Raw genomic sequence first — 22,984 nt, 5'->3', positions numbered from 1 at the left:
GGCCGCCTATTTGATCGCTCCCGCCATCACCCCCGACACGAACTGCCGCTGGAAGGCGAAGAAGACGACGAGCGGCACCACCATCGACAGGAAGGCGCCGGGCGCCAGCACGTCGATGTTGTTCCCGAACTGCCGTACCTGCTGCTGGAGCGCGACCGTGACGGGCGGGTGCGCCGAGTCCGCGAAGACCAGGGCGACCAGCATGTCGTTCCACACCCACAGGAACTGGAAGATGCCGAGCGAGGCGATCGCCGGACCGCCCAGCGGCAGCACCACCCTTGCGAACAGCCGCAGTTCGCCCGCTCCGTCGAGCCGGGCCGCCTCCAGCAGCTCGCGCGGGATCTCCGCGAAGAAGTTCCGCAGCAGGAACACGGCGAACGGCAGCCCGAAGGCGGTGTGGAAGAGGACCACGCCCGCCGTGGTCTCGAACAGGCCGACGGAACCGAAGAGTTCGGAGACCGGGATCAGCGCCACCTGGACGGGTACGACGAGCAGTGCGACCACGAGCAGGAACAGCCAGTCGCGGCCGGGGAACTCCATCCAGGCGAAGGCGTATCCGGCGAACGATCCCAGCGCCAGGACGAGCAGCGTCGCCGGGATCGCGATGGCCGCCGTGTCGATCAGCGAGCCCGTGACGGTCTCGTTGGCCAGCAGCCGCTCGTAGTTGCCGGCCGTCAGCCGGGAGGGAGCGGTCAGCGCCCGCCACCAGCCGCCGTCGTTCAGCGCGGTGGGGGAGAGGAAGGAGGAGACCAGCAGTCCGAGCGTGGGCAGCAGCCAGAACAGGCCCGCGAGGACCAGGAAGACGCGCAGCGCCCCGCCGGCCGCCCGGGCGGCCAGGGACCGAGCGGTCGGCGGGGTGCGGAGCGGGGCGAGGGGTGAGGCGGGGGACGGCTTGCGGGGCTGGGTGCGCGGCGGTGTGCTCATCGGCGGGCCTCCCGGCGCATCCGGCGGATGTTGTAGGCCATGACGGGAGCGACCAGCACCAGCAGCAGCACCGCGATGGCACTGCCCAGCCCCGGATCGGCGTCCGTACCGAAGGAGGTCCGGTACAGCTGGAGGGCCAGGACGTTGGCGTCGTCCTGCACCGCGCCCGGCGCGATCACGAAGACCAGGTCGAAGACCTTCATGACGTTGATGACGAGGGTCACCAGCACGACGGCCAGGACGGGCGCCAGCAGCGGCACCGTGATCCGCCGCAGCACCTGCCACTCGCTCGCCCCGTCCACCCGCGCCGCCTCCAGCAGCTCGCGCGGTACGGCGGCCAGCCCGGCCGCGATCAGCACCATCGCGAACCCGGACCACATCCACACGTAGGCGCCGATCACCGCCGGGGTCACCAGGGTCGGGCCGAGCCACTCGACGCCCGCGTACGCCTCCCGGAAGTTCGAGGCGGGCAGCCGCAGCAGCGCGCCGTCGGCCGCGGCGGACAGGGTGAAGGTGCCGTCGGCCCGGGTCCGCGCCGAGTCGACCACCCGGCCGTCCTTGACCGCCTCGACGCGCAGCCCCGGCAGGGCGGACTCGGTGGGGTCGACCGTGTTCGTCGTACCGCCCCCGCCCCGGGTGAAGTCCTGCCAGGCGGTGCCGGTGACCTTCCCGGGCTCGCCGGCGGCCGGCCGCGCCGTACGCGTTTCCGGGGGAAGGGCGTCCGGGGCGATGCCGACCAGCGGGAGCGGCGCGGGGACGCCCGCCCGTACCGGCTCGCGGGTCACGTACGCGCCCCCGTCCGCCGGGACCAGCGGCGAATCCCGGCCGGGGCGGGCCTTGGGGAAGGCGGAGGACTCGGCGAAGGTGTCGTGGACGCCGACCCAGACGGCGTTGGCGACGCCCCGGTCGGGGTCGGCGTCGTAGACGAGCCGGAAGATGATGCCCGCCGCGAGCATCGAAATGGCCATCGGCATGAAGACGATCAGCTTGAACGCCGTTCCCCAGCGCACCCGTTCGGTCAGCACGGCGAAGAGCAGACCGAGCGCGGTGGCGCTGACCGGGGCCAGCACCACCCAGATCGCCGTGTTGCCCAGCGCGGTGCGGATCGTGTCGTCGCGCAGGATCTCCCCGTAGTTCCCGGCGCCCACGAACTCCTGGCCCGAGCGGTCGAAGAAGCTGCGGTAGAGCGAGTAACCGATGGGGTGCACGACGAGCGCGCCGAGCAGGACCAGGGAGGGGAGGAGGAACGCCGCGGCCGTCAGCCGTCGGCGCCGGGTCTCCCTGCTCTTCGGGGAGGCCACGGGATCAGTTCCCGTAGGCCTTGGCCGCGTCCGCCTCCAGCCTCGCCTGGGTCCCCGCCACGTCGGCCGGGTTCGCCAGGAAGTCCTGGAGCGCCTTCCACTCGCCCGCCCCCGGCGTGCCGCCGAAGGCCGCCGGGGCCTGGTCCGACATGTCGAAGCGGAAGCGGTCGCCCGCCGCGATCAGGGCCTCGGCGATGCCGCGCTGGATGTCGTTCGGGTACGCGTCCGGCTCCAGGGCCTTGTTCGGCGAGAGGAATCCGCCCTCACGGGCCTGGATCCGCGCCGAGTCCGGCGAGGCCAGGAACGTCAGCAGCGCCTGCGCGCCCTTCGAGGCCTTCAGCGCGACCGCCACGTCCCCGCCCGAGACCACCGGGGCGGTGCCGCCGACCGCCGGGAAGGGGAACACCAGCGCGTCCGTGCCCACCTTCGCGTCGGTCTGCGCGATGTTCACCGCCACGAAGTCGCCCTCGAAGACCATCGCGGCCGCCGGCCGGTCGCCGCCGGTGAAGGTCTGCGTCACCGACTTCGGGAACTCGGTCGCCAGCGCCCCGCTCTGGCCGCCCGCCAGGAAGTCCTTGCGGCCCCACAGCTCGGCGAGGGAGGTCAGCGCCTGCTTGACGCTGTCGTCCGTCCACTTGATCTCGTGCTTCGCCAGCTGGTCGTACTTCTCCGGGCCCGCCTGCGAGAGGTAGACGTTCTCGAACCAGTCGGTCAGGGTCCAGCCGTCGGCCCCGGCCACCGAAACCGCCGGGGTGCCTGACGCGGACAGGGTGTCGGCCGCGGTGATGAGCTCCTTCCAGGTCTTCGGGGGCGTCACGCCCGCCGCCTCGAAGGCCTTCGCGTTGTACCAGATCAGCGACTTGTTGGCGGCCTTGTAGTAGACGCCGTACTGGGTGCCGTCGACCGCGCCCAGCGTCTTCCAGCCGGGCGAGTAGTTCTGGTCGAGCTGGGCCTGCGCCTCGGCGCCGACCGGCTGCGCCCACTTGCTCTTCACCGCCGAGACCAGCGCCCCGACCTGTGGGAGCAGAGCCACGTCCGGCGGGGCGCCGCCCGCGATCTTCGAGCCGAGGAAGGTGACGATCGGGTCCTGCGCGGGGACGAAGGTGACGGTGGCGCCCGTCCGCCGCTCGAACTCCTTCAGCACCTTGACGAAGTTCGCCTGCTCCGCGCCCGTCCAGACGGCGGCGACCTCAAGCTTCTCCCCGTCGAGACGGGGTAACGCGACGGACGGCCCGCCCGAGGTGTCGGGGCCGTCCGGGCCCTTCGCCGGCTCCTTGCCGTCGCCGCCGCACGCGCTGAGCGCGAGTGCGCCGGCCACGGCCAGAGCGGCCCACGTGTGGTGCGTACGAACTGATGTCGTGCGGCTCGTTCCGTGCTTGCGCATGGCGGTGCCCCCGGTGCCTCGCTGGCGATGGTGTGTCCCGTGCCACAAGGTCTACGCCGCCCCGCGCACCCCCGCAATAGCGCCTCGCGGCGGACGGGGGTGTGCGGGCGACCGCTCGGGGGGCCGGTCAGGTACTGGTCAAGCGGTGGTCAAGGGGCCGGCGGGAACAACACCGGTACCGCCGACACCAGGTGCGAGGCCCGGTCCAGGGCGCTGGCCAGCAACGCCAGGTCGGTCGGGCCGTTGCCCAGCTCACGGACCGGGCGACGGGCCGGCGGATCGCCCATCCGCTCCCACTCCACCGGCACCACCGTCGGCCGAAGCGTCGCCGTCCGGGGGATCCGGCCGGTGACCCGGCCGCCCTGGAACGGGACCGCGCGCCCGTCGGCGTACCGGAGCACGCCCCGGCCGGGACCCGGCTGGTCGGGGGCGTCGAGCTCCACGCGCAGGTTCGTGAGCCGGGCCAGCACGGTGTCCGCGGTCCGGTCGGGGCGGGCGCTGGTGGCCACCAGGTGCACCCCGAGCCGGGCCCCCTCGCGGGCCACCGCCTCCAGCGCGCGGACCACCGAACCGGCGGCGGGCCGGCCCGTGCTGCCCAGACCCGGCGCGACCAGCGCGTCGAAGTCGTCCACGAGCACGACCAGGCGCGGCAGCGGGCTGGGCCCGGCCGGCGGATCGGTCCGGGTGGCCGAGGAACGCAGCCGCAGGGTGCCGGACCGCTGGGGTTCGAGATCGCCGCGCAGCTCGCCCGGGGTCGGCTGGCGGGGGGAGACCATCCGGTCGGACACCTCGCGCACGGCGTGCCACTCGGAGAACGCCGCCCCGTCCAGCAGCTCGGCCCGCCGCTTCAGCTCCGCGCCCAGCGCCTGCGCGAACTCCCGCATCCGCAGAGGGTCCGAGGCGATCAGGTGCGCCGAGACGTGCGGCAGCTCCGTACAGGGCAGCAGGCCGTCGCCGCGCTCGCCGCCGGCCCCGTCGAGCAGGACCAGGCCGAGCCGGTCGGGCCGGGCCGCCGCCGACAGGGAGGCCGCCACGGAACGCAGCAGTTCGGTGCGGCCGCTGCCGGCGGGCCCCTCGATCAGCAGGTGCGGCCCGTCGGTGACCAGTTCGGCGCCCACCGACCCGCGCCGGCCGGTGCCGAGCACTATCTCCGCGAGCCCGCCGACGCGCTGCCCCTGGTCGGTGGCGGCGGCCCAACGGGCCATCAGGGAGGCCGGGGTGGCCCGGGCCAGCCCCAACTCGTCCAGCAGCCGCGAGGTCTGGGGCAGCTGCGCGGCGGCCGGGCGGTAACCGCCCTCGGTGGCGGGGGAGTCGGCCTTGAGGGGGGCCAGGGCGCGGGCGAACCGCTCCGCCCAGGCCGCCGAAACGGCGTCCGCCGTCGCCGTCCCGCCGGACGCGGCCGGTTTGCCGCCCGAGACCGCGAAGGTCCGTACGGTCGTGGCCACATCACCGCTGAGCAGGGCGGCGGTGGAACAGTCCCGGAAGGCGGGTGCGGCCGAGCAGGCCACCTCGTAGGTCTCGGTGACGGGTGAGGCGGGCGTCGCGGCCGGCGCCTCGGCCAGGGCCAGCACGTGGATCCCGGCGGCCGGCCCGTGCGAGGCCAGCCGGCTGGTGATGTCCCGCAGCGCCCCGGGACCGGGGTCCCCGTCGAGGACCAGGAGGGTGAAGGGGCCCCGGTAGGCGTACGAGGCCTCGCGCACCGCGTCCGGGCCCGCGGCGGCCCAGTGGGTGCCGAGGGGGCCGTCGTCGAGCCGCCGGGTCAGCTCCCCGGCGCGGGCGGCCGCCTGATCACGGTCGTACGCGAGCAGCAGCCGGCAGTCCTGCCCGTGCGCGGGGCGTACGTGGGGCAGCCAGCCGAGCCAGCCCCAGTCGCGGCGGCGTTCGGCGAGCGGGCGGGCCCGGTCGGTGGAGATCAGCACGATCTCCAGACGCTGGCCGGGGGCGTGCAGCGCCGCCAGCCGCGCGATGACGGAGCGGGCCACACCGGTCAGCCGGGCCCGGGGTCCCGCGATGCCGAGCGCGCCGGTCTCGCGGAGCGCGACCTCGCTGCCCGCGCCGAGCGTGACGTTCAGCCCGCCGGGCCCGGCCCACAGCCGCGGGGCCGGCCCGAGGGCGGTGAGCAGCAGGGTCGCGGGATCGTCGGAGCCGGGCCGCACGGTGACGGCGGCCGCCGCCTCGGCGGCCACCTCCACCTCGGGGGCCTCCGGCCCGCGCACCCACTTCCGCGCCCAGGCCCCGATACCGCGACGCCCCGCACGCCGGGGCTCGGCCTCCGGGGCCGCCTCCGATCCCTCCCAGCCGCCCGCACCGTGATGCTCGACCCCGGTCCGCCGCGCCGCCGGGCCGTCTTGGCCGCCTTGGCCGTGGGGGCCCTGGGGGCCGGCGTACGGGTCTGCGGCCGGGTGTGCCGCTCCGGCCCGGTGGGATGCCCCGCCGTCCTGTCCGGCGCCGGGCCTGGCGATCCGGCCGGCGCGGTGCGGGTCGGCTTCGCCGTCCCGGCCGGCCTCGCCGTACGGCCAGGGGGCCGCGGCGGCGGGGCCGGACGCGGCCGGGCCGCCTCCGGTGTGGTGTTCGGAGCCCCGGGCGGCGGGGACCGCTCCGGTGCCGCCGTCCCGGTGCGCCGGGGGCGCTGCCGGGGCGCCGTAGCCGGGCCGGCCGTGGTCGGGGGCGGGGGCGGGGGCGGAGCCGCCGTTCCGGGAAGGGGCGGGGTGGGGGATCCACGCCTGCGTCCCCTGGCTCCCCGTGTCGGGATAGGCCCCTCCGGCCCGGGCTCCGCCTGCGGACCGCGACCCGGCCGGGGTGCCCGGCGTAGCTCCGGCCCGGGCTCCGCCCGAGGTGTCGCCGTCGGGGTGTGACCCGGCCGGGCTGCCCGGCGTAGCTCCGGCCCGGGCTCCGCCCGAGGTGTCGCCGTCGGGGTGTGAACCCGCTGGGGGGTCGGCATCGGGGTGGCCCGGGAGGGAGACGGCGAGGTGGCCCTCCAGGTCCGGGGTGAGGGGGAGGGGGGAGGGGAAGGGGCCCATGGCCAGGCGGAGCGTGGACTCGCCGACCCGCAGCAGCGCGCCGGGCGCGAGCGCCACCCGTTCCGCGCCGACCGCCGCGCCGTCCAGGGTCGTACCGTTCGTCGACCCGAGGTCGGCCACCGCCACCCGCCCGTCGGGGAGCACCGTCACGGTGCAGTGCAGGCGCGAGACGTCCGGATCGTCCAGCGGGACGTCCGCGTCGGCCGAGCGCCCGATCCGGATCGCCCCCGGGTGCAGCAGGTGCACCCCGCCCGCGTCCGGCCCGGCCACGACGTGCAGCTGCGGCCCGTCGCCGAGGGCCGCAGCGGTCCCGTCCGCGCGGACGTCGGGGCCGGGCACGTTCAGCGACAGCACCGCCCCGTCCACGAGCGGCGGCTCGCCGAGCGCGCACCGCGCGGGGTCCAGGCGCTCCGTACCGGCGTACAGCACGACCGTGCCACCGGTGTCGGGGCCGCCGACGGTCGCCGCGAGCCCGGAGGCCACCGCGGACAGTGCCGTGCCGGCGGGCGCGGTGACGAGCACGTCACAGCTCGCCGGGGTGCCTCCCCCGCCGGTACCCCCGCCGGAGGCGCTCGCGGTGGCGGTCTGGTGGCCGCTGCGCGACCCCGACCCGAGGACGGTCAGCCGGATCTGCATCGCCGTCAGCGGTCCCTTCTGCGCGGTGCGCGGTGCGTGCGCCCGGCAGGGACCTGCGGGACGTATCACGCGTGCCGTTCGCACGCGGTGCCCGTCCGTCCGCCCCCACCCGGCACGGACGCGTCGTCCGGTCAGGTCTGCCCGGAAGGCGGGGCTCCCGTCCCGGCCGTTCCGTACGGGTGCATCCTCGCACCTGTCGTCATCGACACGCCCGCCACCCACCGGCAAGTGATCTTGATCGGTCGCGGACCTGCACCGGACCTGCGAGCGGGCCGATCGGATATCGACAGGATGGCCGGGAAATTCGCCTCCGGCATACGCCGCAAACATCACCCTTCGCGCATACGTGCGGCAACCAACCTCCCTCACCCCGCGTCTTCCTTCGGGACAAGCCCTAGAGTGGGCCGGAAAACCATTGCGCGGATCAGGCGTGGATCGAGCGTGCACCGAGCGTGCGGCACGCGGACCCCCCGCCGGAATCGACGACAGCAGGGAGCGCGTGACGTGCGGCCAGTCGGCAGCAAGTACCTGCTCGAGGAGCCGCTCGGGCGCGGCGCCACGGGCACCGTCTGGCGCGCCCGCCAGCGTGAGGCGGCCGGTGCGGAGGCGGCCGTGGCCGGCCACCCCGGCGAGACCGTGGCCATCAAGGTCCTCAAGGAGGAGCTGGCCCAGGACCCGGACATCGTCATGCGCTTCCTGCGCGAGCGCTCGGTCCTGCTGCGCCTGACCCACCCCAACATCGTCCGCACCCGCGACCTCGTCGTCGAGGGCGATCTCCTCGCCCTCGTCATGGACCTCATCGACGGCCCGGACCTGCACCGGTACCTCCGCGAGAACGGCCCCTTCAGCCCGGTCGCCGCGAGCCTGCTCACCGCCCAGATCGCGGACGCGCTCGCCGCCAGCCACGCCGACGGCGTGGTCCACCGCGACCTGAAGCCCGCCAACGTCCTGGTCGACGAGCGCGACGGCCAGATGAAGCCGATGCTCACCGACTTCGGCATCGCGCGCCTGGCGGACTCCCCGGGCCTCACGCGCACGCACGAGTTCGTCGGCACCCCGGCCTACGTCGCCCCCGAGTCCGCCGAGGGCCGCCCGCAAACCTCCGCCGTCGACATCTACGGCGCCGGCATCCTGCTCTACGAGCTTCTCACCGGCCGGCCGCCCTTCGCCGGCGGCACCGCACTGGAGGTGCTGCACCGCCACCTCAGCGAGGAGCCGCAGCGCCCGCCGAACGTGCCCGAGCCGCTGTGGACGGTCATCGAGCGCTGCATGCGCAAGGAGCCCTACGAGCGCCCGAGCGCGGAGACCCTGGCGCGCGGCCTGCGCGTCGTCGCCTCCGGCATCGGCGTGCACTCCACGGCCGCCGAGGTCGAGGCCGCCCTCGGCGTCGGCGCGCTCCTGGCGCCCGACCCCTCGCCCGCGCCGGTCCCCGAGACCCCGGGCGCCGCGGACGCGACGCAGATGCTGCCCGGCCCGGCCGGTGCCTCCCCGATGGGGGCCTACGACCCCAACGCCATGACCAGCGTGATGCCGCCGGTCGGCGGGGCCGACGCCACGTCCGTGCTCCCGAGCACGGGGGCGCCCGGCGCCGACGCGACCTCCGTGATGCCGCCCGTGCAGCGGCCGGACCAGCCGCACCCGTGGCAGTCGCAGCTGCAGGCGGCCCGCGACCGCAACGAGCAGACTCAGATGCAGTACCTGGACCCGAGCGAGGATCCCCTGCGCCGCCGGCCGCAGCGCCAGGCGCCGCCGTCGCAGCAGCACCAGCAGCCGCAGCGGCCCCAGCAGCAGCCGCAGCGACCGCAGCAGCCTCCGCAGCCGCAGCGACCGCAGCAGCAGCCGTACCGGCAGGCCCCGCCACCGCAGCAGTACCAGCAGCCTCAGCAGTACCCGCAGCAGCAGTACGCGCCGCAGCCCCCGCCGCAGCACTATCAGCCGCAGCAGCAGCACCCCCAGCAGTACCAGCAGCCGCAGGGGCAGCCCCAGTACCGCCAGCCCCAGCAGCCTCAGCAGCAGCCCCCTCAGGGTCCGCCGCCGGGCCGCCGGCCGGAGCGGCGCGAGCCCCGCGAGCCGCGCCGCAGCGCGAACCCGGTGAAGATCCCGGGGCTGGGCTGCCTCAAGGGCTGCCTGGTGATGATCCTGGTGTTCTTCGTCGCGGGCTGGCTGATCTGGGAGTTGACCCCCCTCCAGGAGTGGGTCGGCACCGGCCGCGGCTGGTGGGACCAGGTGTGGACCTGGGGCTCGGACGTCGTGGACTGGGTCACCGCGATCGGAGACGCCACGGGCGGCGGCCCGACCCCCTGATCCGCACAATCCACCCGAACCGGGCCTTGTACCGGTGACTTCGTGGATTTGTCGACTTCCGGGACGTGATTTCGCCCGCAGAAGTGAAGGTCGCCGCGATCCGTGGACTCCAACACCCATCTGGCCGCGTAGCTTTGGTGCGTACGCCAGCCGCTGAGGGAGCAGTTGTGGCACGGAAGATCGGCAGCCGGTACACCGCGCACCAGATCCTGGGACGCGGCAGCGCGGGCACGGTGTGGCTGGGCGAGGGGCCTGACGGCCCCGTCGCCGTCAAACTGCTGCGCGAGGACCTCGCGTCCGACCAGGAACTCGTCGGACGGTTCGTCCAGGAGCGCAGCGCGCTCCTGGGCCTGGAGCACCCGCACGTCGTCTGCGTCCGCGACCTCGTCGTGGACGGCAACGACCTCGCCCTCGTCATGGACCTCGTCCGCGGTACGGACCTGCGCACGCGCCTCGACCGCGAGCGGCGGCTCGCCCCCGAGGCGGCCGTCGCGATCGTCGCGGACGTCGCCGACGCGCTGGCCGCGGCGCACGCGGCCGGGGTCGTGCACCGGGACGTGAAGCCGGAGAACGTCCTGCTCGACATGCAGGGCCCGCTCGGCCCGGGCGGCGCGCACCCGGCGCTGCTCACCGACTTCGGCGTGGCCAAGCTCATCGACTCACCGCGGCGGTCCACCGGCGGACGGGCCTCGGCCCCCACCACCCGGATCATCGGCACGCCCGACTACCTGGCGCCGGAGATCGTCGAGGGACTGCCGCCGCGCGCGGCGGTGGACATATACGCGCTGGCCACCGTGCTGTACGAACTGCTCGCGGGCTTCACGCCGTTCGGCGGCGGGCATCCCGGGGCGGTGCTGCGGCGCCACGTGACGGAGACCGTCGTCCCGCTGCCGGGCATCCCCGACGAGCTGTGGCAGCTGATGGTCCAGTGCCTGGCCAAGGCCCCCGCCTCGCGGCTGCGGGCCTCGGAACTCTCCCTGCGCCTGCGGGACCTGCTGCCGCTGCTGGCGGGGATGCCGCCGCTGGACGTGGACGAGCCGGACGAGCCGGAGCAGGCGGACTTCCCGGAACCGGAGGCCGCCGCCGATCCGGTGCGGCGGCGGGGTGTGGTTCCGCTGGTCCCGGGCTCCTCCACCGACTCCAACCGGGACACCCACACCTCGATGCGGGTGCCGGGGCCGGACGAGCTGGCGGGGGGTGCGCTGGGTACGGCCCGGGTGCCGCGTCCGGCCGGCGGGCACCGGCCGGGCTCCGCGCGGCACCGGGCGGAGACCGTCCGCAAGCGCCGGCTCGCGCTGTCGGCCGCCGCCGTCGCCCTGGCCGCGGCGGTCGGCGTCGGCGGCTGGCTGGCCGTCTCCTCCGACTCGGCGCCGCCGCAGGACAACAAGCAGTCGGGCTCTACGGCCCCGTAGCCGGGTGCGGGGGTGGGCGGCCCTGCGGGTGGGGGACAGCCCCGCAGGGCTCCCGGGCTACGCGCCGGGGACCAGTTCCGGGTGCCAGCGCCGCGCCACCGCGGGGTGGGCCCGGACCCAGCCCTTCAGTTCGTTGCGGCCGTACTCCGCGTGCAGCGGGTTCGACGCGTCGTGCGCTATCCCCGGCGCCGCGTCCAGGTAGTCGCCCGGGACCGTCTCGATGACGGCGTCCAGGCGCGGGTTGTAGAAGAACGGCACCGAGAACCGCTCCACGGCCCCCGCCGGGCTCACCACGCGGTGGTCCGTCGCCGTCAGGTACCCCTCCGTGGCGATCTCCAGCAGCTCGCCCAGGTTGACCACGAAGGCTCCGGGCATCGGGGGGACGTCCAGGAAGGCCCCGTCCCGGACCACCTGGAGCCCGCCCACCGAGTCCTGGAGGAGCAGGGTGAGGAAGCCGTAGTCCTTGTGCGCCCCGACCCCCTGGTCGGTGCCCGTGGGGGCGGATCCCGGGTAGCGGATCAGCTTCGTGTGCAGGTGGGGCCGGTCCGCGAAGGCGGCGTCGAAGAAGTCCGCCGGGGCGCCGATCGAGGCGAGCAGCTCCCGGAGCAGGCGGTGGGCGACCGCCGCCAGCCGGGACTGCCACTCCAGCACCGCGTCCCGCAGTTCCGGAAGCGCCGCGGGCCACTGGTTCGGGCCCTCCAGCCACAGGTACGCCGGGTCGTCCGGTCCCACGTCCCGCGCCGGCCGCTCCGCTCCCACGTCGAGCTGGTCGCGCCAGTCGCAGGCGCCGCCGGTCAGCTCGTGCCCGATGCGGGTGTACCCCCGGAAGTGCGGGGAGTTGAGATTGCTCACGGCCAGCCGGTCCGCCTCCGGGAGGGCGAAGAACGCCCTGGTCAGAGCCAGGATGTGGGCGGTCTCGGCTGCGGTGATCCCGTGCCCGGTGAGGTGCAGGAAACCGCTGTCCCGGGCGGCCGCGTGCAGTTCCTTGCGGAAGGCCTCGCGCAGGGCCGGATCATCGGCCTGGGACAGGTCCAGGACCGGGAGGGAGTGCGCCCCGGGCGAAGCGGAGGAGGCGGGAGAAGGAGAAGCGGCGGCAGCAGGAGCAGGAGAAGAAGAAGGGTGCGCGGACGGCATGACGGCTCCGTTTCGGATGTCACGGGGTCCTGTCCCCAGGGGTGGCGGGGGCCGCGGCTGGGGAGGGCCGCCGGCAGGGTTGGCGCCGGGACCGCGAGGCCACGTACAGGACCAAGTCGGATCGGGGTGGATCAGGCTTGGGGATGGTCCGGCGGCAGACAGCTCGTCGTCGTGACACGCATGTGGTCCACATGGCGGCGCTTGACGAGGAAGACGGTCATATCGTGAGCGTACGCCCGTGCGACCCGTCATTAGTACGGGTGATTCGGTCTGGCCGGAGAGCGGCCGGAGAGCGCCCCCCGTGGACCGGCTACGCTGGACCCGTGGCAGTCGTCGATGTTTCCGAAGAGCTGAAGTCCCTCTCCTCGACCATGGGGTCGATCGAGGCCGTCCTGGACCTCGACAAGCTGAGGGCAGAAATCGCCGTGCTCGAGGAGCAGGCGGCCGCGCCGTCCCTGTGGGACGACCCGGACGCCGCCCAGAAGATCACGAGCAAGCTTTCGCACCTCCAGGCCGAGGTCCGCAAGACCGAGAACCTGCGCGGGCGCATCGACGACCTGGCGGTGCTGTTCGACCTCGCCCAGGAGATGGACGACGCGGACACCCTCGCCGAGGCGGAGATCGAGCTGGTCTCCGTACGCAAGGCCCTGGACGAGATGGAGGTCCGCACCCTGCTCTCCGGCGAGTACGCCGAGCGCGAGGCGCTGGTCAACATCCGTGCCGAGGCCGGCGGCGTCGACGCCTCCGACTTCGCCGAGCGCCTGCAGCGCATGTACCTGCGCTGGGCCGAGCGGCACGGCTACCCGACCGAGATCTACGAGACCTCCTACGCGGAAGAGGCCGGCATCAAGTCGACCACCTTCGTGGTCAAGGCCCCGTACGCCTACGGCACGCTCTCCGTCGAGCAGGGCACCCACCGCCTCGTCCGGATCTCGCCCTTCGACAACCAGGGCCGCCGCCAGACCTCCTTCGCGGGCGTCGAGGTGCTGCCGGTCGTCGAGTCCAGCGACCACGTCGAGATCGACGAGGGCGAGCTGCGCGTGGACGTGTACCGCGCCTCGGGCCCCGGCGGCCAGGGCGTCAACACGACCGACTCCGCGGTGCGCATCACGCACCTGCCGACCGGCATCGTGGTCTCGTGCCAGAACGAGCGCTCGCAGATCCAGAACAAGGCCAGCGCGATGAACGTCCTCCAGGCCAAGCTGCTCGAGCGGCGCCGCCAGGAGGAGAAGGACAGGATGGACGCCCTCAAGGACGGCGGAAGCTCCTGGGGTAACCAGATGCGGTCCTACGTCCTGCACCCGTACCAGATGGTCAAGGACCTCCGGACGGAGTTCGAGGTCGGCAACCCGCAGGCGGTGCTCGACGGCGAGATCGACGGCTTCCTGGAGGCCGGGATCCGCTGGCGCAAGCAGCAGGAGCAGACCGCGTAGTCGGCAGGTACGCGTACCTGCGACCTGCGTACGTGGCGAAGGAAGGACCCGGACACCTCTGCGGTGTCCGGGTCCTTCCGTTCTTGTCTTGTGTCTTCCGCGTCTGATCGGGACGTGGCGGCTGAGGAGCTACGCCGTCTGCTGAGCCACCAGTGCCAGCGCGGCCACCAGGATCACCAGCAGCGCGACGAGCGCCACCGGGTTCACGCCACCGGAGAAGGGGCCCTCCTGCTGGAGGCGCTCCCGGTTCGCCCGGCACACACGGCAGCGGCCCTGGCTGACGGGTCCGGCGCAGTTCGCGCACACGAGCCGGTCATATGTCATGCGCTCCTCCTCTCGTCCCCTCGGTTACAACGGTCACGGGAACCGGTCCGTTCCCCCTCCCACTGTGCCAGCTTCGATGACATTCGGCGCGGCCCCTCCGGGCAATCGCGGTCGCTCACCTCTCGGACCAGGGGATATATCGGGCAACTCCGGACGCCGGGTCCACACCTCGCGCCTGTTCGCGTATGGTCACGCACACCTACTCCCGGCGACCGTGGTGCACCCGTGATCCGATTCGACAACGTCTCCAAGTCCTACCCGAAGCAGAGCCGCCCCGCACTCAGAGATGTCTCCCTGGACATCGCGAAGGGCGAGTTCGTCTTCCTGGTCGGCTCCTCCGGCTCCGGCAAGTCCACCTTCATGCGGCTCATCCTGCGCGAGGAGCGGGCGAGCCACGGCCAGGTGCACGTCCTGGGCAAGGACCTCGCCAAGCTCTCCAACTGGAAGGTTCCGCAGATGCGGCGCCAGCTGGGGACCGTCTTCCAGGACTTCCGCCTCCTGCCCAACAAGTCGGTGGCCGACAACGTGGCCTTCGCCCAGGAGGTCATCGGCAGACCTCGCGGCGAGATCAAGAAGGCCGTTCCCCAGGTCCTGGAACTCGTCGGCCTCGGCGGCAAGGAGGACCGCATGCCAGGCGAGCTCTCCGGTGGTGAGCAGCAGCGCGTGGCCATCGCCCGTGCCTTCGTCAACCGGCCGGCGCTGCTGATCGCGGACGAGCCGACCGGCAACCTGGACCCCCAGACCTCCGTCGGCATCATGAAGCTGCTGGACCGGATCAACCGGACCGGCACCACCGTGATCATGGCGACCCACGACCAGCAGATCGTCGACCAGATGCGCAAGCGCGTCATCGAACTCGAGCAGGGCCGTCTCGTCCGCGACCAGTCGCGCGGCGTCTACGGCTACCAGCACTGAAAGGCTCCTGAGACGCGATGCGCGCCCAGTTCGTCATGTCGGAGATCGGGGTCGGTCTCCGCCGTAACCTCACCATGACCTTCGCGGTCATCATTTCCGTATCCCTGTCGCTGGCCCTGTTCGGCGGTTCCCTGCTCATGCGCGACCAGGTGAGCAAGATGAAGGGGTACTGGTACGACAAGGCCAATGTCTCGATCTACCTCTGCAATAAGAACGACGCCGAGGCGACGGGCGGATCGGCCTGCTCCAAGGGGGCGGTGACCCCGGAGCAGAAGGCGGCCCTGGAAGCCGAGCTCAAGGGCATGGACCTCGTCAAGGGCGTCACCTACGAGTCCTCCGACGAGGCCTTCAAGCACTACCAGGAACAGTTCGGAAAGACCGCCCTGGCGGCCTCCATCACCCCGGACCAGATGCAGGAATCCTTCCGGGTGAAGCTGAAGCAGCCCGAGAAGTACAAGGTCATCACGACCTCCTTCTCCGGCCGTGACGGCGTCCAGTCCGTCGAGGACCAGCGCAGTGTGACGGACAACCTCTTCAAGCTCCTCGGCTACCTCAACTGGGCCGCCCTCGGCATCATGCTGATCATGCTGGTCGTGGCGTTGCTGCTGATCGTCAACACGGTGCGCGTCTCGGCCTTCAGCCGTCGGCGCGAAACCGGGATCATGCGCCTGGTGGGCGCCTCCAGCTTCTACATCCAGGTGCCGTTCATCATGGAGGCGGCCTTCGCCGGCCTGATCGGCGCACTGCTCGCCTGCGGGATGCTCGGCGCGGGCCAGTACTTCGTGATCGACCACGGCGCCGCGCTGCGCGAGAAGATGGAGCTCATCAACTTCATCGGCTGGGACTCGGTCCTGACCAAGCTGCCGCTCGTCCTGGTCATCGGCGTACTGATGCCCTCGCTGGCCGCCTTCATCGCGTTGCGCAAGTACCTGAAGGTTTGACGAGTGCCCCGCGAGCGGTACGGCCAACCACCCGTACCGCGCGGGGCCTTGTCCTAGACTCGGCGCCATGCCGGGCTTGCCGAGTGTTCCCGCCTTCTGTCTCCAGCCCCGCGACGTGCGTCGCGGGGCTGTTGTGACGCTGCTCCTCCTCGCCGCCGTGGGGGTCGGCGCGGGCACCGGGAGCTGGGGCCACGGCGGCTCCGCCGACTCCGCGGGTCCCGCCGCGCTGGTGGTGGGTACCGAACCCGCCGCCGCCCCGCCCGGGCCGCGGGTCCCCGCGCAGGTGCCCCGCGAGGCGGCGACCGCCGACCGGGACGCCGTGGCCCGCGCGGCCGCCGAGGCCGTCGCCGAGGGCAAGTCCGCCAAGTCGGCGGCCCAGGACGTGGTCAGCCGCAGCGGGGACCGCTGGGCCGCGGTGTACGACCAGGGCGAGTACGCGGCCTTCGCCGACGACCTGGACGGCCGCTGGACGGGCGTCGGCGTGTGGGCCGGGCGGCTGCGCGACGGCCGCATCGAGATCGACCGGGTCCAGCCCGGCAGCCCCGCGGCGCGGGCCGGGATGCGCGCCGGGGACCGGCTGCTCAGCATCGACGGGCAGGGCGTGACCGGGCTCAGGGTGGCCGAGGTGGTGTCCCTGCTGCGCGGCGAGGCCGGCACCCCCGTGGAGCTGAAGCTGACCCGCGGCGGGGCCGACCTCACGCAGACCGTGCGGCGCGAGGAACTGCGCAGCGAGCCGGTGACGGTGCGGTCGCTCCCCGGCGGGATCACGGTCATCAAGGTCGCCTCCTTCACCCGGGGTTCCGGCGACCGGGTCCGCTCCGCGGTCCGCGCCGCCCCGGCCGGCGGCGGGGTCATGCTCGACCTGCGCGGCAACACCGGAGGCCTGGTCACCGAGGCGGTGACGGCCGCCTCCGCCTTCCTGGACGGCGGCCTGGTGGCGACGTACGACGTACGCGGCGAGCAGCGGGCCCTCTACGCGGCCCCGGGCGGCGATACGGCCCGCCCGCTGGTGGCGCTGATCGACGGCGGCACGATGAGCGCGGCCGAACTGGTCACCGGAGCCCTCCAGGACCGCGGCCGCGCGGTGGTGGTCGGCACCCGCACCTTCGGCAAGGGTTCGGTGCAGATGCCCACGGAGCTGCCGGACGGATCGGTGGCGGAGCTGACGGTGGGGACGTACCGCACTCCGGCGGGCCGCGGGCTGGACGGCACGGGCATCACCCCGGACCTGGCGGCGGCGGACCGGGTCGAGGAACGGGCCCGCACGGTATTGGGTGGCATCGGGGTGGGTCCGTAGTGCGAAAATGACCGCACTATGGCTAAGGAAACAGGGCGCAAGCTGATCGCCCAGAACAAGAAGGCGCGGCACGACTACACGATCATCGACACCTACGAGTGCGGCCTCGTGCTCACGGGTACCGAGGTCAAGTCCCTGCGTCAGGGCCGTGCCTCGCTGGTCGACGGCTTCGTGTCGGTGGAGAGCGGCGAGGCCTGGCTCTACAACGTGCACGTGCCGGAGTACAGCCAGGGCACCTGGACCAACCACAGCGCGCGGCGCAAGCGCAAGCTGCTCCTGCACCGCGAGGAGATCGACAAGCTGGACTCGAAGACGGGGGAGACGGGCAACACGATCGTGCCGCTCGCCCTGTACTTCAAGGATGGCCGGGCGAAGATCGAGATCGCGCTGGCGAAGGGCAAGAAGGAGTACGACAAGCGGCAGTCGCTGCGCGAGAAGCAGGACACGCGCGAGACGAACCGGGTGATCTCGGCGGTGAAGCGCAAGGAGCGCGGCCAGCTTTAACCTCCTGGCACACCGTGGTCCACTTCGCGTACGATGGCGTCAGCACCACGCGCTTGCGGGTGGCGCCGGTCGAGCGGGACGCATGGAGAGCGCCTGCTGGATCTCATAACTGAACAGCGTGAAACATGGGGATGATCGGTTTCGACAGCGGATGTCGATGTAGGGGAAGCGAGCCGAGAAAGCGGCAATGATCTCGTTAACCATATGTCGCAAACAATAATCGCCAACTCCAAGAGCGATAACTCCCGCTTCACCCTCGCTGCCTAATAACAGTGAGCTGAAGCCTCTGTGAGGAGCGTCAGCCCGGAAGTGGTCCCGGTCCGGATCCTGGCGTCAATTAGGGATCTAAACCTCTAACTCCGGTCACGGGGGATAGAGGGAAATCAAACAGTGACTGAGCCCGTCGGAGACTTGTCCGTGTGATCTCCGGGGCCGAGAAAAGCGCAGCGGAATGCGCTCGGAGAAGCCCTATTTCTGCACCGTTGGACGCGGGTTCGATTCCCGCCATCTCCACCACCCCATGTGAAAAAGCCCCCGGCTCGCGAGTTCACTCGCAGGCCGGGGGCTTTTTCGTTGTGGGGGCGCGGGGTCTCGGGGGCGCGGGGGCACTGGGCGCCAGGGCGGTAAGGGGGGCGTCGGCCGGAAGGTGGTCGGGTGCGGCCGACTGCCGGAGCGCAGGGCGTGCAGGGCACCGGGGCCGCAGGGCCCTCGGGTCCGCAGGGCGCTGCCGGGCCGACCGGGACCGCGGGAGCGCAGGGCGTGCAGGGCGTGCAGGGCGTGCAGGGCCCGCAGGGTGACAAGGGAGACCGCGGCGACACGGGTTCCGCAGGTGCGGCAGGCGCCGCCGGTGCCCAGGGCCCGAAGGGCGACGCCGGAGTCCAGGGGCCGCAGGGTGACGCCGGTGCCCAGGGCCCGCAGGGATCGCAGGGGCTCAAGGGTGACGCCAGAGCCCAGGGTCCGCAGGGGCTCAAGGGTGACGCCGGTGCCCAGGGGCCGCAGGGGCTCAAGGGTGACCAGGGCGAGCGCGGGCCGGCCGGGCCCACGCGGGACCCGATCGCCCTCGTCGGGGAGGTCCAGGCCGTCGCGAAGGGCACCTCCGGCAACTACAACGGTCCCGTCTGCCCGGCCGGTACCAAGGTCATCGGCGGCGGCTTCTACCAGACCGCCACCCCCTCGGACGCGAACCTGCTCACCTCGCACCCGAACACCGACGCCAACCGGTGGCAGGTGTGGCTGAAGAACCCGGCCGGCGCGGGTGACACGGGCGTCCGCGTCTACACGATCTGCCAGCCCACCCGCTGACGGAGCCCGCGCGAACACCTCGCACACCGCGCCCCCACGACCGCCCGAGCGGCGGCCGTGGGGGCGCGGCGCTGCTCATACCGGCCGGCCTTGCGGGCCCGGTGGCATCCGCCGGAGCCCGGCGGCGCCACTCCCTGATGCCGGATCCCGGGCGGGTGCGGTACCCGTGTTCACCCCGCGGCCGGGTGCTTCGCCACCGAGCCTCCCGTCCGCGCGAGCCCCAGGGCGAGCACCGCCGCCCCCGCCGGGAGGGCGTACGGGGTCGTCGTGCCCCAGTGGTCGATCGCGGAGCCGGCCGCCGCGGAGCCCGCCGCGATGCCCGCGAAGAGGGCGGTGACGGCGAGGGTCATGCCCTCGTTCAGGCGGCCCGGCGGGGTCAGGGCGTGGATCCGGGACATCGCGGTGACCATGACCGGGGCCGTGGCCATGCCGGCCAGCAGCAGGGCCAGGGCCAGCGGGAGCAGGGAGCCGGTGACCGCCGCCGCCAGCGGCAGGGTCATGGCCAGGGCCAGGACGCCGAGGCAGACGAGGAGCGTGCGCGGGCGCAGGGTGCCGTAGAGCAGGCCGGCCGCGCAGGATCCGGCTGCCTGGAGGGCGAGGACCGGGCCGGAGAGCCCGCCGAGGCCGTGGGCGCCCAGGTGGGCGATGGAGGTGATCTCCATGGAGCCGAACATCGCGCCGAGGGCGAGGAAGAGCGGCAGCAGTCCTCCCAGGGCGCGGAGCGGGGACGGTCCCCGGACGGCGGGCGCGGGCGGCGGCTCGGTGGCGCGGTGAGCGGTGAAGACCAGCATCCCGGTGAGGAGCAGGACGGCTCCGGCCAGTGTGCCCGCCTCCGGGAACGCGGCGGTGCACAGGAAGGCGGCGGCCACCGGTCCGAGCATGTACGCCAGTTCGTCCGCGGCCTGCTCGAAGGACATCGCGGTGTGCCGGGAGGCCGGATCGTCCCGCAGCAGGTGGGTCCAGCGGGCGCGGGACATGCCGCCGATGTTGGGGGTGGTCGCGGTGGCGGCGTAGGAGGCGAAGAGGGTCCACGCGGGGGCCTCGGCGCGTACGCACGCGATCAGGGAGAGCGAGCCGAGGACCGCGATCAGGGTGGCGGGCACGGCGACCCGGGCCTGCCCGTACCGGTCCACCAGCCGGGCCGTCCACGGCGCCACGAGGGCGGTGGCGGCCAGGCCGGCCGCCACGACGGCGCCGGCGAGGGCGTACGAGCCGCGCTGCCCGGCGATCATCATGACGGCGCTGACGCCGAACATGCCCATGGGGAGCCGGGCGATGAGGTTCCCGGTGGTGAACCCGCGGGTGCCGGGGAGCGCGAAGAGCCGCCGGTACGGGCCCGGGGCGCGGGTCGGCCGCACCGCGCGGGCCGGGTGCTCCTGCCGCGCCGGGGCGGCGGCGAGCACCAGTGTGCTGCCGGAGACGGCCATGAACGGGGCGGCGGACGACGGGGAGGTGGACGACGGGGAGGCGGACGGCGGGGAGGTGGGCATGGATCAAGGCTCGGGCCGGGGGCTGCCGGCGGTCCAACACCTGTTCGGGAGCGATTCACCGCTCTGCGTTGTCAGTCCGCCCGCCGTTGTCTAGTCTCCGCAGGTGACGCCCCGAGACGTGGAACCCCGCCTGCTGCGCGCCTTCCTCGCCGTGGCCGAGGAGCTGCACTTCACCCGTGCCGCCGCCCGGCTCTACGTGGCCCAGCAGGCCCTCAGCCGGGACGTCCGCCGGCTCGAACAGATCCTGGGCGCGCCCCTGTTCGTGCGCACCACCCGCGCCGTGGAGCTGACCCCGGACGGGGAGCGGCTGCTGCCCCTGGCCCGGGGCGTGCTGCGGGCGCACGAGGAGCTGGCCGGGGCGTTCTCGGGGCCCCGGCCGCTGCTCGTGGACCTCAACACCGACGGCCCCGGCACCGCCCGCAGCGTCCTGGACCGGGCCCGCGAACTCGCCCCCGACTGCGAGCTGATGGCCCGCTTCGAGTCCGGGCTCACCCACGCCGCCGCCGAGATCGCCGCGGGCCGCCTCGACGTCTCCTTCGGGTACGCCGACGGCCTCGACCCGGCGCTGAGGGCCCGCCTCGCGCGGACGCCCGTACGGTACGAGCCGCTCGCCGTGCTGCTGCCCGAGGGGCACGCGCTGGCCGCGCTGGACGCCGTACCGCTGGCCGCGCTGCGCGGCGAGTCGGTGTACACCGGGGCCGGGAACCCGCGGACGGCGGAGTGGACCGGGCTGGCGCGCGAGCTGTTCGCCGGCCGGGGCATCGAACCCGCGCCGCCCGCGCCGGTGGCGGTGGGCAAGGAGGAGTTCCGCCGGGTCATGGTCAAGACGGGCCGTCCGGTCCTGGCCACCGTGGACTTCGTGGACATGCCCGGCTGCGTCAAGCGGCCGCTGACCGCCCCGGTACCGCTGTCGCCGCTCTCCATGGTGTGGCGGAAGGGAATGAGCCACCCCGGGCTCGACGCGCTGCGCCGCGCCGCCGCGGAGCTCGGGGCCGGGCGCGGCTGGCTGGAGGTGCCCCCGGACAGCTGGCTGCCCGCGCTCACACCGACCGCGCTCACACCGACCGCGCTCACACCGGGCGCGCTCACACCGGGCGTGGGCGCTGGGTGAGTGCAAGGTTTCCCGCCGGTCATCCGGCGGGGACCGGGGCCGAAACGAGCCCTTCCTACGGTCATCACCACGGACGGGACGCGACGAGCCCGGCACGACCCGGCAAGGCCCGGCAAGGCTCGGGACGGCCGACGAGCGCGACGTGATCGCAGCAGCTGTGGAGGCGTGTGATGACCAGTACGACCGCACCGCGCAAGGGTGGCCGCTGGATCGAGCGGTGGGACCCCGAGGACGAGACCTTCTGGCGGGAGACGGGCGAGAAGACGGCCCGCCGGAACCTGGTCTACTCCGTGCTCTCCGAGCACATCGGGTTCTCGATCTGGTCCCTGTGGTCCGTGATGGTGCTCTTCATGGGCCCCCAGTACGGGATCGACCCCGCCGGGAAGTTCTTCCTCATCGCCACCGCCACCTGCGTGGGCGCCCTGGTCCGCGTCCCGTACACCTTCGCCGTGGCCCGCTTCGGCGGCCGCAACTGGACGGTGGTCAGCGCCCTGCTGCTGCTCGCGCCGACGGTCGCCGCCTGGATCGTGATGGAGCCCGGGACCTCGTACAACACCTTCCTGCTGGTCGCCGCGCTGACCGGGGTCGGCGGCGGCAACTTCGCCTCCTCGATGACGAACATCAACGCCTTCTTCCCGCTGCGCAAGAAGGGCTGGGCGCTCGGCCTCAACGCGGGCGGCGGCAACATCGGCGTCCCCGTCGTCCAGCTCGCCGCCCTGCTGGTCATCGGTACGGCCGGCGCCGGCCACCCGAGGCTGCTGCTCGGCGCCTACATCCCGCTCATCGTGATCGCGGCGGCGCTCGCCGCGCTGCGCATGGACAACCTGGCGCCCGTCCGCAACGACACCGGAGCCGTACGGGACGCGGCCCGCGACGCGCACACCTGGATCATGGCCTTCCTGTACATCGGCACCTTCGGCTCCTTCATCGGCTACAGCTTCGCCTTCGGCCTGGTGCTCCAGACGCAGTTCGGCCGCACCCCGCTGCAGGCGGCCTCGCTCACCTTCATCGGACCGCTCCTCGGCTCGCTGATCCGGCCGGTCGGCGGGGCCCTCGCGGACCGCTTCGGCGGCGCGTGGATCACCCTGGGCACCTTCGTGTCGATGGCGGCGGCGACCGGAGTGGTGATCCTGGCGTCCGTACGGGAATCCCTGCCGGTGTTCCTGGTCGGCTTCGTGGGGCTGTTCGTCCTCAGCGGGCTCGGCAACGGCTCCACCTACAAGATGATCCCCGGCATCTTCCAGGCGAAGGCGCTGGCCCGCGGGATGAGCGGCGAGGACGCGGCCGCGTACGGGCGGCGGCTGTCCGGCGCCTCGATGGGACTCATCGGAGCGGTCGGCGCGCTCGGCGGACTCGCCATCAACCTGGTCTTCCGCGAGGCGTTCCTGAGCTCCGGCTCGGGCACGGCGGCCTTCGTGACCTTCCTCGGCTTCTACGCGGTGTGCTGCGCCGTCACCTGGGCGGTATACCTTCGCCGGCCCGCCCAGGTGATGATCCCCACGGCCGGGGCGGAGGCGAAGCCGCAGCTCACCTCCGTGTAACGGCGGGCACA

At 73.3% G+C, this 22,984-nt stretch carries 17 protein-coding genes and 1 other RNA gene; 11 read left to right on the top strand and 7 right to left on the bottom strand.

Annotated features, from left to right (window positions below):
• Positions 1-6: 6 nt before the first annotated feature.
• The 4 genes from ACIQV3_RS25030 to ACIQV3_RS25015 form a co-directional block, all read right to left on the bottom strand.
• Positions 7-924, bottom strand: a complete 918-nt coding sequence (locus ACIQV3_RS25030; protein ID WP_403715292.1) for a carbohydrate ABC transporter permease — start codon at positions 922-924, stop codon at positions 7-9.
• Positions 921-2,225: a carbohydrate ABC transporter permease gene (locus tag ACIQV3_RS25025; protein WP_403715290.1), complete on the bottom strand. Its 1,305-nt coding sequence runs from the start codon at positions 2,223-2,225 to the stop codon at positions 921-923. Before ACIQV3_RS25025 ends, ACIQV3_RS25030 begins: the two co-directional genes overlap by 4 nt.
• Before the next feature lie 4 nt (positions 2,226-2,229).
• Entirely contained in the window at positions 2,230-3,609 is a 1,380-nt protein-coding gene (locus ACIQV3_RS25020) for an ABC transporter substrate-binding protein (protein ID WP_403715288.1), read from the bottom strand.
• Between the two features lie 149 nt (positions 3,610-3,758).
• Complete coding sequence (locus tag ACIQV3_RS25015) at positions 3,759-7,265, bottom strand: FHA domain-containing protein (protein ID WP_403715286.1); 3,507 nt, start codon at positions 7,263-7,265, stop codon at positions 3,759-3,761.
• 504 nt (positions 7,266-7,769) lie between these two features.
• Between ACIQV3_RS25015 and ACIQV3_RS25010 the strand changes: the two genes are divergently transcribed.
• The gene (locus tag ACIQV3_RS25010; RefSeq protein WP_403715284.1) at positions 7,770-9,569 is read left to right on the top strand and encodes a protein kinase; all 1,800 of its coding nucleotides are present in this window, start codon (positions 7,770-7,772) and stop codon (positions 9,567-9,569) included.
• Positions 9,570-9,736: 167 nt separating this feature from the next.
• Positions 9,737-10,981, top strand: coding sequence for a serine/threonine-protein kinase (locus ACIQV3_RS25005; RefSeq protein WP_403715280.1), 1,245 nt, complete (start codon positions 9,737-9,739; stop codon positions 10,979-10,981).
• Between the two features lie 57 nt (positions 10,982-11,038).
• On the opposite strand, the gene ACIQV3_RS25000 is transcribed toward ACIQV3_RS25005, so the two are convergent.
• Positions 11,039-12,115 carry an isopenicillin N synthase family dioxygenase gene (locus tag ACIQV3_RS25000; protein ID WP_403715278.1) on the bottom strand — a complete coding sequence of 359 codons (1,077 nt, stop codon included), beginning with the start codon at positions 12,113-12,115 and terminating at the stop codon, positions 11,039-11,041.
• A gap of 323 nt (positions 12,116-12,438) precedes the next feature.
• Here ACIQV3_RS25000 and prfB point away from each other — a divergent pair, with 323 nt between their 5' ends.
• Positions 12,439-13,548, top strand: a complete 1,110-nt coding sequence (gene prfB / locus ACIQV3_RS24995) for a peptide chain release factor 2 (RefSeq protein WP_403715276.1) — start codon at positions 12,439-12,441, stop codon at positions 13,546-13,548.
• Positions 13,549-13,677: 129 nt separating this feature from the next.
• Here the strand turns inward: prfB and ACIQV3_RS24990 are convergent, their stop codons facing one another.
• On the bottom strand, positions 13,678-13,872 hold the full coding sequence (locus tag ACIQV3_RS24990) for a hypothetical protein (RefSeq protein WP_403715275.1): 195 nt from the start codon (positions 13,870-13,872) through the stop codon (positions 13,678-13,680).
• A gap of 225 nt (positions 13,873-14,097) precedes the next feature.
• Between ACIQV3_RS24990 and ftsE the strand changes: the two genes are divergently transcribed.
• The 6 genes from ftsE (at position 14,098) to ACIQV3_RS24960 (ending at position 18,831) form a co-directional block, all read left to right on the top strand.
• The gene (gene ftsE / locus ACIQV3_RS24985) at positions 14,098-14,787 is read left to right on the top strand and encodes a cell division ATP-binding protein FtsE (RefSeq protein ID WP_243337359.1); all 690 of its coding nucleotides are present in this window, start codon (positions 14,098-14,100) and stop codon (positions 14,785-14,787) included.
• 17 nt (positions 14,788-14,804) lie between these two features.
• Positions 14,805-15,728, top strand: coding sequence for a permease-like cell division protein FtsX (ftsX, locus tag ACIQV3_RS24980; RefSeq protein ID WP_403715272.1), 924 nt, complete (start codon positions 14,805-14,807; stop codon positions 15,726-15,728).
• A 67-nt stretch (positions 15,729-15,795) separates the two neighbouring features.
• On the top strand, positions 15,796-17,025 hold the full coding sequence (locus tag ACIQV3_RS24975) for a S41 family peptidase (protein ID WP_403715270.1): 1,230 nt from the start codon (positions 15,796-15,798) through the stop codon (positions 17,023-17,025).
• An 18-nt stretch (positions 17,026-17,043) separates the two neighbouring features.
• Positions 17,044-17,529: an SsrA-binding protein SmpB gene (smpB, locus tag ACIQV3_RS24970; RefSeq protein WP_266908355.1), complete on the top strand. Its 486-nt coding sequence runs from the start codon at positions 17,044-17,046 to the stop codon at positions 17,527-17,529.
• 127 nt (positions 17,530-17,656) lie between these two features.
• Positions 17,657-18,045, top strand: a transfer-messenger RNA (tmRNA) gene (ssrA, locus tag ACIQV3_RS24965).
• A gap of 138 nt (positions 18,046-18,183) precedes the next feature.
• Complete coding sequence (locus ACIQV3_RS24960) at positions 18,184-18,831, top strand: hypothetical protein (RefSeq protein WP_403715268.1); 648 nt, start codon at positions 18,184-18,186, stop codon at positions 18,829-18,831.
• Between the two features lie 170 nt (positions 18,832-19,001).
• Here ACIQV3_RS24960 and ACIQV3_RS24955 read toward each other — a convergent pair whose 3' ends face one another.
• Positions 19,002-20,321, bottom strand: coding sequence for an MFS transporter (locus ACIQV3_RS24955; RefSeq protein WP_403715266.1), 1,320 nt, complete (start codon positions 20,319-20,321; stop codon positions 19,002-19,004).
• 103 nt (positions 20,322-20,424) lie between these two features.
• Here ACIQV3_RS24955 and ACIQV3_RS24950 point away from each other — a divergent pair, with 103 nt between their 5' ends.
• Complete coding sequence (locus ACIQV3_RS24950) at positions 20,425-21,432, top strand: LysR family transcriptional regulator (RefSeq protein WP_403715264.1); 1,008 nt, start codon at positions 20,425-20,427, stop codon at positions 21,430-21,432.
• Positions 21,433-21,602: 170 nt separating this feature from the next.
• Entirely contained in the window at positions 21,603-22,973 is a 1,371-nt protein-coding gene (locus ACIQV3_RS24945; protein WP_403715262.1) for a nitrate/nitrite transporter, read from the top strand.
• Positions 22,974-22,984: the final 11 nt, after the last annotated feature.

This window comes from Streptomyces sp. NPDC099050, assembly GCF_044759865.1.
GTDB lineage: Bacteria > Actinomycetota > Actinomycetes > Streptomycetales > Streptomycetaceae > Streptomyces.
This window is presented reverse-complemented; position numbering and strand designations above follow the sequence as displayed.